This window comes from Paraburkholderia fungorum, from assembly GCF_046027605.1.
In the GTDB taxonomy this organism is placed as follows: Bacteria; Pseudomonadota; Gammaproteobacteria; order Burkholderiales; family Burkholderiaceae; genus Paraburkholderia; species Paraburkholderia fungorum_F.
In genome coordinates this window covers 506,496-520,602 of the sequence record NZ_JAQQEF010000002.1, presented here as the reverse complement: position 1 = coordinate 520,602, position 14,107 = coordinate 506,496, and the positions used below count along the sequence as shown (strand labels likewise).

General features: G+C 61.8%; 11 protein-coding genes. 7 read left to right on the top strand and 4 right to left on the bottom strand.

What is annotated here, in order from left to right; genetic code table 11:
• Window positions 1-238: 238 nt before the first annotated feature.
• From PQR53_RS05670 to PQR53_RS05650, 5 genes are all read left to right on the top strand, one after another.
• Complete coding sequence (locus PQR53_RS05670; RefSeq protein ID WP_408451598.1) at window positions 239-1,477, top strand: cyanate transporter; 1,239 nt, start codon at window positions 239-241, stop codon at window positions 1,475-1,477.
• Between the two features lie 536 nt (window positions 1,478-2,013).
• A complete protein-coding gene (locus PQR53_RS05665; RefSeq protein WP_408451597.1) occupies window positions 2,014-4,119 on the top strand; it encodes a S8 family serine peptidase in 2,106 nt (701 codons plus the stop codon).
• 89 nt (window positions 4,120-4,208) lie between these two features.
• Window positions 4,209-6,047: a tetratricopeptide repeat protein gene (locus PQR53_RS05660; RefSeq protein ID WP_408451596.1), complete on the top strand. Its 1,839-nt coding sequence runs from the start codon at window positions 4,209-4,211 to the stop codon at window positions 6,045-6,047.
• A gap of 205 nt (window positions 6,048-6,252) precedes the next feature.
• Window positions 6,253-6,828: an ANTAR domain-containing response regulator gene (locus PQR53_RS05655; protein ID WP_408451595.1), complete on the top strand. Its 576-nt coding sequence runs from the start codon at window positions 6,253-6,255 to the stop codon at window positions 6,826-6,828.
• 10 nt (window positions 6,829-6,838) lie between these two features.
• A complete protein-coding gene (locus PQR53_RS05650; RefSeq protein ID WP_408451594.1) occupies window positions 6,839-7,990 on the top strand; it encodes a CmpA/NrtA family ABC transporter substrate-binding protein in 1,152 nt (383 codons plus the stop codon).
• A gap of 314 nt (window positions 7,991-8,304) precedes the next feature.
• Here the strand turns inward: PQR53_RS05650 and PQR53_RS05645 are convergent, their stop codons facing one another.
• Both PQR53_RS05645 and PQR53_RS05640 read right to left on the bottom strand, forming a co-directional pair.
• Window positions 8,305-8,745 carry an ester cyclase gene (locus PQR53_RS05645; RefSeq protein WP_408451593.1) on the bottom strand — a complete coding sequence of 147 codons (441 nt, stop codon included), beginning with the start codon at window positions 8,743-8,745 and terminating at the stop codon, window positions 8,305-8,307.
• Between the two features lie 157 nt (window positions 8,746-8,902).
• Window positions 8,903-9,121, bottom strand: coding sequence for a hypothetical protein (locus PQR53_RS05640; RefSeq protein ID WP_408451592.1), 219 nt, complete (start codon window positions 9,119-9,121; stop codon window positions 8,903-8,905).
• Between the two features lie 262 nt (window positions 9,122-9,383).
• Between PQR53_RS05640 and PQR53_RS05635 the strand changes: the two genes are divergently transcribed.
• A complete protein-coding gene (locus PQR53_RS05635) occupies window positions 9,384-10,457 on the top strand; it encodes a Dyp-type peroxidase (RefSeq protein WP_408451591.1) in 1,074 nt (357 codons plus the stop codon).
• Window positions 10,450-11,253: a family 1 encapsulin nanocompartment shell protein gene (locus PQR53_RS05630; RefSeq protein ID WP_408451590.1), complete on the top strand. Its 804-nt coding sequence runs from the start codon at window positions 10,450-10,452 to the stop codon at window positions 11,251-11,253. Before PQR53_RS05635 ends, PQR53_RS05630 begins: the two co-directional genes overlap by 8 nt.
• Before the next feature lie 15 nt (window positions 11,254-11,268).
• Here PQR53_RS05630 and cydB read toward each other — a convergent pair whose 3' ends face one another.
• Window positions 11,269-12,276 carry a cytochrome d ubiquinol oxidase subunit II gene (gene cydB, locus PQR53_RS05625; RefSeq protein WP_408451589.1) on the bottom strand — a complete coding sequence of 336 codons (1,008 nt, stop codon included), beginning with the start codon at window positions 12,274-12,276 and terminating at the stop codon, window positions 11,269-11,271.
• 4 nt (window positions 12,277-12,280) lie between these two features.
• A complete protein-coding gene (locus PQR53_RS05620) occupies window positions 12,281-13,687 on the bottom strand; it encodes a cytochrome ubiquinol oxidase subunit I (protein WP_408451588.1) in 1,407 nt (468 codons plus the stop codon).
• Between the last annotated feature and the right edge of the window lie 420 nt (window positions 13,688-14,107).

Genomic DNA, 14,107 nt, shown 5'->3' with positions numbered 1-14,107 from the left:
GGAGATATCGCCCGGCATTGTAGCGACGCGAGGTGGCGGACGCCATCCGCAGGTGCCGGGACTTATACCGGACATCAGAAAAATGGTTAACCATTTTAAGTTATTATGGTTGACCAAAACGGACTCACACAGGCTTTTTCCCACCTGTCCGAGCCTCGTTACCGTCTTGCCGCCGCCGGTCGCGCAGCGCCCTTCTTCCGCAGGCAAGACATCGCTTACTCCCGCATTCAGGATCATTGTGAATTCGCACTCCAGCGCCAGCCCGACCCGAACCCACGCCAACGACGCATCTCGCGCGCTCACGTGGCGGGACGCGTTGTGGCTCTCCGCGATTGTCGTGATCGGCGTCAATCTGCGGCCCCTGCTGACGTCGATCAGCCCGTTGATGACGACGATCCGCGACGCCACCGGGCTCAGCTTTTACGGCGCGTCGTTGCTGACCAGCTTGCCGGTCGTCGCGATGGGTATCGGTGCATTCGGCGCCGGCGCGCTCAGGCGGTCAATCGGTGAAACGCGCGGCGTTGCGCTCGGCTTGCTGGCGATCGCGCTGGCCTGCGGCGCCCGCTGGTCGACCGACAGCGGCGCAGCGCTTCTCGCGACGGCTGTGCTCGCGGGCGTCGGTGTCGCGGCGATCCAGGCGCTGCTGCCCGCCGTCATGAAGCAGCGCTTCCCTGCACGCGTACCGCTCGCGATGGGGGTGTTCTCGGCATCGATCATGGGCGGTGGTGGCCTCGGGGCGCGCCTGAGTCCGTGGGTGAGCGCAGCGCTGGGGTCGTGGCATGCGGGGCTTGCGGTCTGGGCACTTCCCGCTGTCGCGGCGTTGCTGTGCTGGCTGCGTTTGAACCGCGGACCTTCGCATGGCCCCGTGGCACAGCCCGCTTCGGCAGACACGATGGCTTTTTCGCTTTGGCGCAAGCGGCGCGCGTGGACGCTTGGCTTGTATTTTGGCATCGTCAACGGCGGTTATACGACGCTCGTCGCGTGGTTGCCGGCGTTCTATCAACAGCATGGCGCGAGTGTCGCGGATAGCGGTTCGCTACTTGCCGGCATGACGGTGTTTCAGGCCGCTGCGGCCTTATTGCTGCCGCTTGCCGCCGCACCGTTTCGCGACCGGCGCCCCTGGTTAATCGTCGGATTGTCGGCGCAGCTGGTCGGCTTGCTCGGCTTGATCTTCTGGCCCGATACCGCGCCGTTGGTGTGGGTCGGGGTTGCCGGCGCCGGACTTGGCGGAACCTTCTCCCTGACGCTGGTGACTGCCATGGACCATTCGACGCACCCCGGCGTGGCCGGAAAACTCGTCGCGTTTACGCAAGGGGTCGGCTTTGTTGTTGCGGCCATTGCGCCCGTTTTTGCCGGCATGGTCCGGAGCTGGACGGGCGGGTTCGGAGCCGCCTGGGTCATGCTGGCCGTTAGCATTGCCGCCATGATCATGGTGAGTCTCTTCTTTTCGCCACGCAGTTACGCGAAATGGCATTGAATGGGACGGACTTTGCTTTGATGCTCGCTTGCGGACGCGGCAGCGAGCAAGCCTTCGTTTAGCCCTCGCCGGCGCAACGCGTGCCACCCAGTGCGCATACGCGCAATTCCACGCGACTGCACGCGATTCCCTCGGCCATTCCGGCCATTCCCCCTTCCCGCCTTAGTCGCCCGACCGATTTGATTCGTTGGCTGGCGTGCGCACACGTCGATAGTCTGACGCGACAAGTAAGTTATCTGACGGACAAATAGAAACTCCTGATTGTTTAAATCAATCAGGATATTTATGATCCTAGTCAAGCTATCCTGCACCCATCCAAACACAAGAACCTGACTGGCTGACTAACAGCCGTAGAAGGTCACGTACCACGCAGCCGTCACCAACGGTCATTAGTTAGGAATCTTAATCCCGTCTAAAAACAGTCTGCGCCGTCTGATCAGATGGCGGCTCAGGGCTGTGACACCACTGATGACCGCAGTACGACTACTTCATCAAACAGGGGCAATCATTTCTGTATGTCGTACCAGGAATAAAACGTGAAACACAAGAGAGATGAGAGCGTGCGGAACGGCTCTCGTAGAACAACGGCCTACATGGGCATGCTGTGCTCCAAAGCAGGCGCGCGCGGTGTATTAGCCGGCGCGGCCTGTATTTCGCTTGCGCTCGCACTCGCGGCGTGCGGTGCGAGCAGCGCCAGCGATACGGCTCCCGCCGCTCAAGAGGCAGTCGCGGCGGCGGCGAGCAGCGTCAGTTCGGACACCCTTCCACTGGAAACGGCGCTGAAGATGAATATGACCAGCCTGTCGCCAGAGGCGTCCAGCGACCGCTTTATTGTCAAGTACAAAACCGGCACCGCCGAACGCGGCGCGGCGTCGGCGGTCCAGTCAAAACTTGACCGGCTGGCAAACGCTTTCCCGTCGAAGGCGCGCCACATGCGCCGCCTGGGCACCGGCGCCGACGTGTTGACAACGGAACGCAAGCTGACGGCGAAAGAGGCCAGGTCGTTCATGCGCGCTATCGCATCGGACCCCAACGTCGACTATGTCGAACCCGATACGGAAATGTCGACAACCATGGTTCCGACCGATCCGGAGTATTTCAGGCAGTGGAGTCTGGCCTCGAACCTGAAACCTTCCACGCCCTATCCGGGAATTCGGGCTGAGGGTGCGTGGGATATTGCCAGCGGGTCCGGGTCCGTGATCGCGTTAGTGGACAACGGCGTAACGAGTCATGCCGACCTGGATGCCAACATCCTGCCCGGCTACGATTTCACCGCTAACAACCGCGGCGGCAACGGCAGCAATCCGGGCATCACAACAGAGACGTGTTCGGTGCAGTGGCACGGCACGCATGTCGCGGGCATCATGGCCGCGCAGGCCAACAACGGCCTCGGTATCGCCGGCATTGCTTCCGCCGCGAAGCTCGTGCCGGTCCGGGTGATGAACGGGTGCGGGAAAGGCTATACGTCCGATATCGCCGACGGCATCGTCTGGGCCGCGGGCGGCAGTATTCCGGGCGTGCCCGCCAACGCCCACCCGGCGAGAATCATCAATGTGAGCCTGGGCGGCAACGGAATCTGCGAAACGACATTCCAGAACGCGATCGACTATGCCGTCAGTCAGGGCGCCGTGGTGACCGCGGCAGCGGGCAACGATCAGACCAGCGCAACCAATTTCGAGCCCGCTAATTGCCGCAACGTCATCAATGTCGGCGGCAGCAATCGCTATGGCGCAAGGTGGATCGGTTCAAACTTCGGCGCAGGCGTCGATCTCGCGGCGCCGGCCGACTCGATCTGGTCCACTTACAACAGCGGGACCATGGCGCCGCGGGCTGAAGCCTATGCGTTCATGAACGGCACGTCGATGGCGACGCCCATGGTCAGCGCCGTTATCGCACTCGCCCAGTCTGTGGCCCCCAAGCCCCTGAGCGCCGCGGAAATGCGAACCCTGCTCGCGCAGAATGCGCAGCCCTTTCCTACCGGTCAGCCGGATCAGGCGCTCGGGCGCGGCATTCTGGATGCGAACGCAACTGTCGTTGCCGCGAGATCTGGAAAGATTCCCGCGGCGGCGGACTTCAAGTGCGTGGAAAGTACGACGCTGATGCAAGTGTCATGTACCGACCTCTCTAGCGCGAGGGGTGTGCCGATCAAGTCATGGTCGTGGAATTTCGGCACGGGTGGCGCTGATCTGACGCGTACGCAATCGGTCAATCCAACCGTGAACTACGACTATCCCGGCATTTACGAAGTCACTCTCACGGTGACGGATAACACCGGAGCCGTCAGCCGCCTGACGCGCCCGTTCCGGGTCATTCCACCGGCCATTACGGACATCAGTCCCAATGTTCCGACAACGTTCTCGGCAAGCTCAGGCGATATGCGGTATTTCGCGCTGGACGTTCCTGCCGGCGCAAAGAGCCTCACTTTCAGTCTTTCACCTGGCGCCAACGGCGAAACCGGAACCCTGTATCTCCGAGCGGGCACGCCTTCCGTGCTCCATCCGGAGTGCGGGACCGCCTGGACCAAGGGTGCGAATGCGACCTGCACCCTCTCCAACCCGGCGTCAGGGACTTACTACGGCATCGTGAGCGCCACTAACGCAACCGTCCGCGGCGCTTCCGTTCTGGCGGCCTACACGCAATAAGACTGCGACACCGGAATGACATCCCCGCCCCTGTCGCGGACCGCAGGGGCGACTTCCCGCGCACGACACGCTTGTATCAGGACCTCCTTTTGATTTTCAGAATCCCCCGTTTCAATCACGATGACAGAGACATCGAGACGCTCGTCGCGCGCGCGGACGCGCATTTTTCCGCCCGGCGTATGACAGAGGCAATCGTCGCTTACCGGAAGGTGCTCAGCGTGCGTCCACGCGACGCTCACGCGCTGCATCGCCTGGGACTCGCGTGCGTTCATACCAACGACATGGAGCAGGCTCGCGGCTACCTGGAGCAGGCACTGCAGGTCGCCCCGGAGCGGGCTGACATAGGGGAGCACGCGGGCCTGCTTGCTGCGTCGATGGGCGATCACACATCGGCTGAAGCGTTCTATCGGCGCGCAATCCGCCTTGCGGGCAGTACGGCCAGTCTTCACAGGAATCTGGGAGACTGCCTGCGGCAAGCCGGCCACCTCACGGAGGCAATCATTCACTATGAGAAGTCGATTGATATCGAACCGGGGTTGCACCATGCGCTTCGGGCGCTCGCCCGCATCCATGCGCAACTTGGACAGTCCGATCGCGCCGTGCACTACTGGCACCGCGCATGGACGCTCGATCCGGACAGCCTGAATGACGGACTCGGTCTGATTACCGTACTCGCGAAGGCCGGCCACACGCAGCAGCTTGACGATGCGATCGCGAAGATACGAACCCGTTTTGCCGGCGACGCCAACGCACTGAAAGCGCTCGCCGTCGTACTGAACACAAGCGATCGTTTCAACGACGCGCTCAGTGTCGCAAGGCAAGGTCTCGCTATCGATCCGCACCACGCACTCCTCCATCACAATGCGGCGCGCGCACTCAGCATCAGCGGCAGAATCGCCGACAGCCGTCCGCACAGTGTGGAAGCGGCGCGGCTTCTGCCCTATAACCCACACATGCAATTCCATCTTGCGGGCGTGCTGCTTGCCCTGGGTGAATTCGAAGAAGGCTGGAAGCGATACAAATGGTTCCATGACCTGCCGGACAGGCAAACGGAGCGGGTCCGGCCGGTCTTTCGAGAGTGGAAAGGGGAAGCCGTTGCGGGTTGCCGGTTCCTGCTGGTGGGCGAACAAGGGCTCGGCGATCAGATTCAGTTCATCAGATTCGCAGAATGGCTGCACCAGCAACAGGCCACCGTCGATGTACTCGTCAGTGAACCGGTAGCAGCACTGGCGAGCCGTATGACGGGCGTGCGAGCCGCATTCACTACCATGCCGGCCGGACCGTACGACTACTGGTGCACCATGCTAAGGATGCCGGAACATATGAAACTCGATGTACCGATGCTCCCCGTCGCCATGCCGTATCTGACAGCGACGCCCGAAAAGCGGCGCCAATGGCAGGCTCGTCTCGAAACGACTTCAACGGACAGAACACATGCCGAAAACAAACGCGTCGGCGTGGTTTGGGCAGGTAGCCCACAACACGCGCTCGACCGTTACCGGTCTATTCGGCTAGCTGCACTACGGCCCCTGTTCGGGCTTAGCGGGATCACGTGGTATTCAGTGCAAAAAGGCGATCGCGAGCGTGAAAGCGAAGACCTGGCGCATGAATACGACGTGTACACGCTGGGCCCCGCAATCAACGACTTCACCGACACTCTGGCAATACTGCAGACCCTCGATCTGCTGATCACCGTCGACACGTCGGTTGCTCATCTCGCCGGTGCGGCCGGACTTCCCGTTTGGGTGCTGGTCCCCGCCTATTCGGAGTGGCGATGGTTGACCGGCGGAACGGATAGCCCATGGTACCCGTCAATGCGCCTGTTCCGGCAGCGGGAATTGAATGATTGGGATCCCGTGGTCAAAGACCTGCAGGCCGCGCTGCAACTGTGGCGGGACGCCCCGGCGGCCCGGCCTTGCGTTCATTGAATTTGAGCCGCACCCGTCCGGTGCCTGGTCTTTCATGCGCCGCTTCGGTGCATGTCTTACCCATGCCCCGTGCGGGTGCGTTCCCTCGTGTCTGTCTGATTGCAAGCCCTGTATAAGCCCCTGATTGCGTTGCCCTTGATGCAATCCCCCTCCACTGGCATATACGTTGCTTTATCAATAGTCAGCCGTCGATAAACCCAACCCCATGCTGCGCGTTCTCCTCGTAACCGATACCGACAAGCCGATAGGCGATCTGCGCGACGCCCTTGCACGACTTGGCTACGAGATGCTGGCCGGCACGGCGACGCCGCAAGCACTGCACCGCGTGGTTCAGAGCGAACGGCCGGACGTCATCATCATCGATACGGAATCGCCGTCGCGTGACACGCTCGAACAACTCGCGGTCATGAACGCCACCGCGCCACGTCCGGTCCTGATGTTCAGTCACGACGCGAACCAGCAGCTGATCCGCGACGCGGTGGGTGCCGGAGTCACCGCCTACCTCGTCGAAGGTCTCGCCACGGAACGGCTCGCGCCGATTCTCGAAGTTGCGCTCGCACGGTTTGCGCAGGAGTCGCAGTTGCGAGAACGCCTCGCGCAAGTCGAGAACGAACTCACCGAGCGCAAGCTGATCGATCGCGCCAAACGCCTGCTGATGGATCAACAGAAGATCACCGAACCCGCCGCGTACGCCAATCTGCGCAAGCGCGCAATGAACCAGGGCGTCAAGCTCGCCGAAGTCGCGCGTGCCGTCATCGCGTCGGCGGATTCGCTCAAATGAAGCGCCGCTTATGAACTCTGCCGCCTCCCCTCCCTTATCGACCGCGTCCGCGGGCCTCGAGAAAACCCATCTGCGGCTCGGCTTCGTCGCGCTGTCCGATGCCGCGCCGCTCGTCGCCGCGAAGCTGCTCGAATTCGGCCACGCCCATGGATTGACGCTGGAGTTGTGCCGGCAGCCGTCATGGGCCGCCGTGCGCGACAAACTGCTGTCGGGCGATCTCGATGCGGCGCACGCGCTCTACGGTCTTGTCTACGGCGTACAACTCGGCCTCGGCGGTCCGCAAACGGATATGGCTGTGCTGATGGTGCTCAATCGGAACGGCCAGGCGATCACGCTCTCGAATCGCCTCGCCGATGCATTGGCCGAACACGGCACCTTGCCCCAGGCTTTGGCGACGCTCGGCCGCAAGCCGGTCTTCGCGCAGACGTTTCCCACCGGCACCCACGCGATGTGGCTGTACTACTGGCTCGCGTCGCAAGGCGTGCATCCGTTGCGCGATATCGAGAGCGTCGTGATTCCGCCGCCGCAAATGGTCGCCGCGCTCGCTGAAGACAAACTCGATGGCCTGTGCGTCGGCGAACCGTGGAATGCGATGGCTGAGGCGCGAGGCGTCGGCAGGACGGTCGCCTATACGAGCGAAGTGTGGCCCGATCATCCCGAGAAAGTGCTAGCGTGCCGGCGCGATTTTGTCGGCGCGAATCCCAATACAGCGCGAGCGCTGGTGCGGACCATGCTCGAAGCGTGCCGCTGGCTCGACGGTGCGGGACATCGCGAGGACATTGCGCGCTGGCTCGCGCGCCCCGAATTCATCGGTATCGATGAAGCGCTGATCGCCGCGCGGCTCGGCAACGAAATTGCCGGCCCGGCGCCGCAGGGGCAACCCGTGCGATTCTTCGACGACGGTGCGGTGAACTACCCGCGCGCCGCCGACGGTGCGTGGTTCCTCACGCAGTTCGATCGCTGGGGCATGATCGACACCCGCACGGATTACGCGGAAATCGCGGCGCAAATCAATCAGACACAGTTGTATCGCGATGCAGCGGCGCAAGTCGCGGTGGCAGTGCCAGGCGATGAGCGTTCTCATATACTGATGGACGGCAAGGTGTGGGGCGACGACACGGTATCCACGGGTTATGCGCGGAACTTCGCGATCCGCGCATAGCGTTGCGGTTGTGGTTGCGGTTGCGGGTCAGCTTTCACGCTGGGTCGATTGCGTATTACGTAACCCGCATCAGTAGCCTGCATCACGAGCCCGCATCACGAGCCGACAGTGAGGAATGCCATGCCACAAACAAGCCGTGGGTCCAGCAAGACGTTTCGCCAACGCCTGCTATGGTTCGTGGGCTTATGGCTGCTCGGTGTCGCCGGGACGGCACTCCTCGTGCTGCCGTTTCATCTCCTGATCTCCGCAGCAATGCATCATTAGCGTCAACCCACCAGCCTGACGCCTACGCGCCCTGGCGTGCCACCTCGTGCTCAGTGCTGCTCAAGTGTTGTGGGCAACTGCCCAAGTTGCCGGAACACCGATAGCCAGTCCTCGAGGTGCCAGGTTTTCGCAATCAGATTTCCGCGCATCTGATGGAAAGAGTGGATCGCGAAATGAATATGCTTGGAACTGGCGGCAATGCCGAGCAGTTTCCCCGTTTGAGTGCCATCGATCTCCGCGCGAACGCCCACCCGGTCCCCATGAATCAGCAAGTCGAGAATGGTGACCTTCATATCGGGAAGTGCGGCAGCGATGTCGGCGAACATCGGCACCATCTGGTTGGGTCCCAGCGCCACCCCAGGGGGCTCCGGAATATATTCCCAGTCCGGCGTGACGACCTTTCGTAACGACTCAACGCTTCTCTGCTCGATGGCGCGATAGAACGCGTCAATCGCCTGACGGGTGATATCTTCGCTGGCAGTTGCGGTCATGTTCGGTTACTCCTGAAGGACGCTCACGGCAAAGTCTGGCCCGAACCATTCTGCACGCGTGCCGGGGTCCCCGTTGCTATCGGAGATCCGAGGCGCTACGCATCTGGTTTGTTCCGAAGTCTACCTCGACGAGCATGCGCACGCTTCGCGCCCGCGATCACGCAAGTGGCTTGCGAAAAACGCTGCCGCCGTAACCGAGCACGATATTGTCGACTTCAAATGGTGACGCCTCCTGCACCTCGAGAATGAACGCAACGTGGCCGGCGGTCAGTTTGCCGGATATCGACGCGACCAGTTCACCGTCAAGCGTGTCCTTCACCGCATGCTCGGCCAGTCCGCCACTCGCCCCGATCGTGAAGCCGACTACCGCCCCCACCGGTCCGCCAGCACGGTTTCCATAAAGTGGCCGGCCGGTATAACATCTGCTGACGTAGCGAACGCGGACCCTGTCACAGGGTTTGGCGCTTCTCTTGATGGCGAAGCAACACTCTGCGAATGCCTATGGCGACCGCGGCTGTCAATGTGCTTCATGTCATCCGGACGAAATATTTACGCTGCCTCAGGCCGGCGATCACGAAGGCGGTAAGACATTCGTTCCATTCCCCCGAATCCGTAACGGTTTATCAATATCCAATCCGATGCCGAAAGAAACCTCAGAGTCCCTCGACGCCCCAGAATCGCAAGCCATCTGTAATGACATCACCCCCAGCGCGATCTTCATCGTCGCGACGGTCGCGACCGGCAGCGACGCAGCGGAAAAGGTGCGCGCGTGGTGCGGCGACGTTGCCGCCCTCGTGCGTTCGGTCGGCAGGCGCTCCCCTTCGCGCCACCTCTCCTGCGTTGTCGGCTTCGGCTCCGACGTGTGGGACTCGCTGTTCGGCGCGCCGCGCCCAGCGTCACTGCATCCGTTTCGCGAATTCGGCACGGGCGAACGCCGCGCCGTGAGCACCCCGGGCGATATCCTGCTGCATATCCGCGCGGATCATATGGACCTGTGTTTCGAGCTCGCCACGCAACTGGTTGGGCGGCTCGACGATGCAATCACGGTGGTCGACGAAGTGCACGGCTTCCGCAACTTCGATCTGCGCAGCATGGTGGGCTTTGTCGACGGTACGGAGAATCCGTCGGGGCGTAAGGCCGTCGAGTCGACCCTCATCCGTGACGAGGACCCGGAGTTCGAGGCCGGCAGTTATGTGATCGTGCAAAAGTATCTGCACGACATGACCGGCTGGAACGCGCTTTCCGTCGAGACCCAGGAGCGCATCATCGGGCGCACCAAGCTCGCCGACATCGAACTCGACGAAGCGGTCAAACCGTCGTGTTCGCACAGCTCGCTCACCACCATCACCAAAAACGGCGAAGAGGTGAAGATCCTCCGCGACAACATGCCGTTCGGCCGCCCCGGCATGGGCGAGTTCGGCACGTACTTCATCGGTTATGCCCGTTCGCCCCAGCCGATCGAGCTGATGATGGAGAACATGTTCGTCGGGCGGCCGCCGGGCAACTACGACCGGTTGCTCGACTATAGCCGCGCGGTCACGGGCAGCCTGTTCTTCGTCCCGTCGGCCACCCTGCTCGAGGCGCTCCCGGATCGCGATCCGCAAGCCGCACCTGCGGCAGAGCAAGCACCCGAATCGTCTTCGTCCACCGAGCCGCGTCACGACGGCTCGCTGAGTATTGGCTCTCTCAAGGGAATCTCCCAACATGAATAACTTGCATCGCGAGCTTGCCCCCATCTCCCGTGCCGCCTGGTCGCAGCTCGAAGACGAAGTGGCACGGACCTTCAAGCGCAGCGTCGCCGGTCGTCGTGTGGTTGACGTCAAGGGTCCCGGCGGCCCGGAACTGTCCAGCGTCGGCACGGGGCACCAGATCGCGATTCCCGCGCCGCAGCCAGGCGTGGTGGCGAAACTGTCCGAGGTCAAGAGCCTCGTCGAGTTGACCGTGCCGTTCGAGTTGGAACGCGAAGCGATCGACAGCGTCGTGCGCGGCGCGAAAGATGCGGACTGGCAGCCCGCGAAGGAAGCGGCCAAGCAGCTCGCCTATGCCGAAGATCGCGCGATCTTCGATGGCTACAAGGCTGCGGGCATAGGCGGCCTTCGCGAAGGCTCGTCGAATCCGCCGCTCGCGCTGCCGGCCGATGTCAGCGATTATCCGAACGTGATTGGTAACGCACTCGAAGAACTGCGGCTGGCTGGTGTCGACGGCCCCTATTCCGTGCTGCTCGGCGCCGACGCGTACACGGCGCTCGGCGAGGCACGCGAGCAGGGTTATCCGGTTATCGGGCACATCAAGCGGATCGTGAATGGCGACATCGTCTGGGCGCCCGCGCTCGCGGGTGGCAGCGTGCTATCCATGCGTGGTGGCGACTTCGAACTGCATCTTGGCGAAGAACTGTCGATCGGTTACACGAGCCATACCGACACGGTCGTGCGCCTTTATCTGCGCGAGACGCTGACATTCCTGATGCTGACGAGCGAAGCATCGGTATCGTTGACGCAAGCAGAATAGCGCGCGGGCAGCGCCTCAGTGGTAGCCGGCGTCCCCTTCCCGCACCTTGCCGCGGAACACGCGATACTGCATGAAGTTGTAGACGAGAATGACCGGCAGCACGATCACGGTGCCAACCAACGTAAACAGCTGGCTCGAGTGGCTCGACGATGCTTCCCAGATCGTCAGCGAAGGGGGCACGATGTTCGGCCAGATGCTGATCAGCAAACCACTGTAGCCAAGAAAGCTTAGCGCGAGCGTGAGAAGGAACGGGGTCGCTTCGTGCTGCAGGCGCAAAGTGCGAAAGATGCCCCACACACACGCGATGACCAGGATCGGCACCGGCAGGAACCAGCCCAGATTGCCGCTGCCAAACCAGCGGTGGGCAACCGCCGGCAAGCCGATCACGGTCCACAGACTCACCACGGCAATCACGCCAAGCAGAACGCTCACGAGCGGGCGCATCACCTCGCGCATCTTGCGCTGCAATTCGCCGTCCGTCTTCAGGATGAGCCAGCCGCAGCCGAGCGTCGCATAGGTGAAGAGCACGCCGATTCCGCAGAACAGGCTGAACGGCGAGAGCCAATCGAAGGGGCCGCCGGCGAAACGGCCATCCACAATCTTGATGCCCTGCAGCAGCGACCCCAGCACGATGCCCTGGCAGAACCCCGCGAGCGCGGAACCGCCAATGAAGGCGAGGTCCCACGCATGCTGGGTTCTCACTGCCTTTGCACGCAGTTCGAAGGCCGCCCCGCGAAAGATCAGGCCGATCACCATCAGGATCAGCGGAAGATAGTTCGCCGGCAACAGCGTCGAATAGACTCCGGGGAACGCGCCATAAAGGCCGGCGCCGCCGAGCACGAGGAATGTTTCGTTACCGTCCCAGACCGGCGCGATGGTGTTGACCATCACTTGCCGATCGCCCTTCGCCTCGAAGAACGGAAACAGCAGGCCGATGCCGAGATCGAAACCGTCCAGCATGACGTAGATGAAAACGCCGAGTCCGATGATCGCGGCCCACACGACGGGAAGATCGATTTGCATGGCGTCACTCTCCTTTCGTCGTGGCCGGTGCGTCTAGTGCGTCCAGCGGGCGATTGCGCAACACCGGATGCTGGCGGGACTCGCGCCGGTCGACATGCTCCTCGGGTCCGCGCTTCATCATCTTCAACATGTAGTAGACGCCCATGCCGAACACCAGGAAATACACCAGCACAAAGATCAGCAATGAAACGCCCGCTTGCTGTGCACTGATCGGTGACAGGGAGTCCGCGGTGCGCAGGACACCGTAGACCGTCCAGGGTTGGCGTCCGACCTCGGTCGTGACCCACCCGGCCAATAGCGCCACGATTCCAGAAGGCCCCATGCACAGCACGAAACGCTGATACCAGCGCGTCTCGTAGAGGCGCCCACGTACTCTGAGCAGCAGCCCGAGCAACGCGGTCAACAACATCAACATGCCAAGGCCCGCCATGATCCGGAAAGTCCAGAACACGATCGGCGAGTACGGGCGATCTTCCGGCGGAAAACTTTTCAGGCCGCGAATCTCACCGTCCCAACTGTGCGTCAGGATCAGGCTGCCCAGATGCGGTATCTGGATCGTGTATCGCGTCACCTCGGCGTCCATGTCAGGTAGACCGATCAGATTGAGAGCGGTGCCACCCTTCTCGGTTTCCCAGAGCCCTTCAATCGCAGCGATCTTGGCCGGCTGATATTTGCGTGTGTTGAGGCCATGCGCGTCACCGACGAAAATCTGCACCGGCGTCAGAAAAAGCAGGATCCATAGCGCCATCGAAAAGCTACGTGTGACCGGTTTGTCGCGCCGTCCCTGCAACAGATGCCAGGCGCCACACGCGGCCACGATGAAGCCCGCGACGATGAATGCGGCGATCGTCATATGTGCCAGGCGATACGGAAACGACGGATTGAAGATCACCTTCATCCAGTCGACCGGTACGATACGGCCATTCTCGATGGCGAATCCTTGCGGCGTCTGCATGAAGCTATTCGACGCGAGAATCCAGAAGGTTGAAATGAGCGTGCCCACCGCCACCATCAGCGTTGCGAAGAAGTGCGCGCGAGGACTGACTCGTTGCCAGCCAAACAGCATGACGCCGAGAAAGCCGGCCTCGAGAAAGAACGCCGTCAGCACTTCATAGGTCAGCAGCGGGCCCGTGATATTGCCGGCAATGCTGGAAAATCCACTCCAGTTGGTGCCGAACTCGTAGGCCATCACCACACCCGAGATCACCCCCATGCCGAAGCCGACCGCGAAGATCTTCGACCAGAACAGAAACATGTCCTTGTAGGCGGTGTCGCCCGTCAACAACCAGCGCCCCTCCAGCACGGCCAGAAAGCTGGCCATGCCGATGCTGATTGCGGGGAACATGATATGAAACGAAACCGTGAACGCAAACTGCAACCTGGCAAGGTGGAATGCATCGAAGATTTCCATGATCGATCAACGGCTCCGGGTGGCTACGGCAAGTGCGTAAAGACGGACACCATGTGGCGACGGAACGGCTACGCGGCACATCGTAGCGCGATAACGCAAGGTCTGCATAAAAACGGGGGTAATCAGGAATCGCGCGTAGGTGTGAGACGCCTGCGTGAGTGCAATTGCCGGCAGCTCGGATTCGTAGTGCGGCGAGCATGTGTGGCATGTCTCCACCATGCACGTGTGAATCGTCCCGGAGTACAGCCGATCGAGAAGATGAGTCCGATCTCGCCGAAGTGGATGCATCGCGAAAGGAACAGGCGAATAGTGGCGGGCATGCACAGTACAAGTGCAGTGACACCGCCGCATGTTTCAACCGGTCTTCAGATTCAGAGGCCGCACAACGTCAGTCGTCAACGATGACGCAGCGGCCTTTCC

What these genes read in the sequence shown, in the direction of transcription:
- PQR53_RS05635 (WP_408451591.1), top strand. Translation starts at nt 9,384, where the DNA reads ATGCCGAAAGAAACCTCAGAGTCCCTCGACGCCCCAGAATCGCAAGCC.
- PQR53_RS05650 (WP_408451594.1), top strand. Translation starts at nt 6,839, where the DNA reads ATGAACTCTGCCGCCTCCCCTCCCTTATCGACCGCGTCCGCGGGCCTC.
- cydB (WP_408451589.1), bottom strand. Translation starts at nt 12,276, where the DNA reads ATGCAAATCGATCTTCCCGTCGTGTGGGCCGCGATCATCGGACTCGGC.
- PQR53_RS05620 (WP_408451588.1), bottom strand. Translation starts at nt 13,687, where the DNA reads ATGGAAATCTTCGATGCATTCCACCTTGCCAGGTTGCAGTTTGCGTTC.
- PQR53_RS05645 (WP_408451593.1), bottom strand. Translation starts at nt 8,745, where the DNA reads ATGACCGCAACTGCCAGCGAAGATATCACCCGTCAGGCGATTGACGCG.
- PQR53_RS05630 (WP_408451590.1), top strand. Translation starts at nt 10,450, where the DNA reads ATGAATAACTTGCATCGCGAGCTTGCCCCCATCTCCCGTGCCGCCTGG.
- PQR53_RS05655 (WP_408451595.1), top strand. Translation starts at nt 6,253, where the DNA reads ATGCTGCGCGTTCTCCTCGTAACCGATACCGACAAGCCGATAGGCGAT.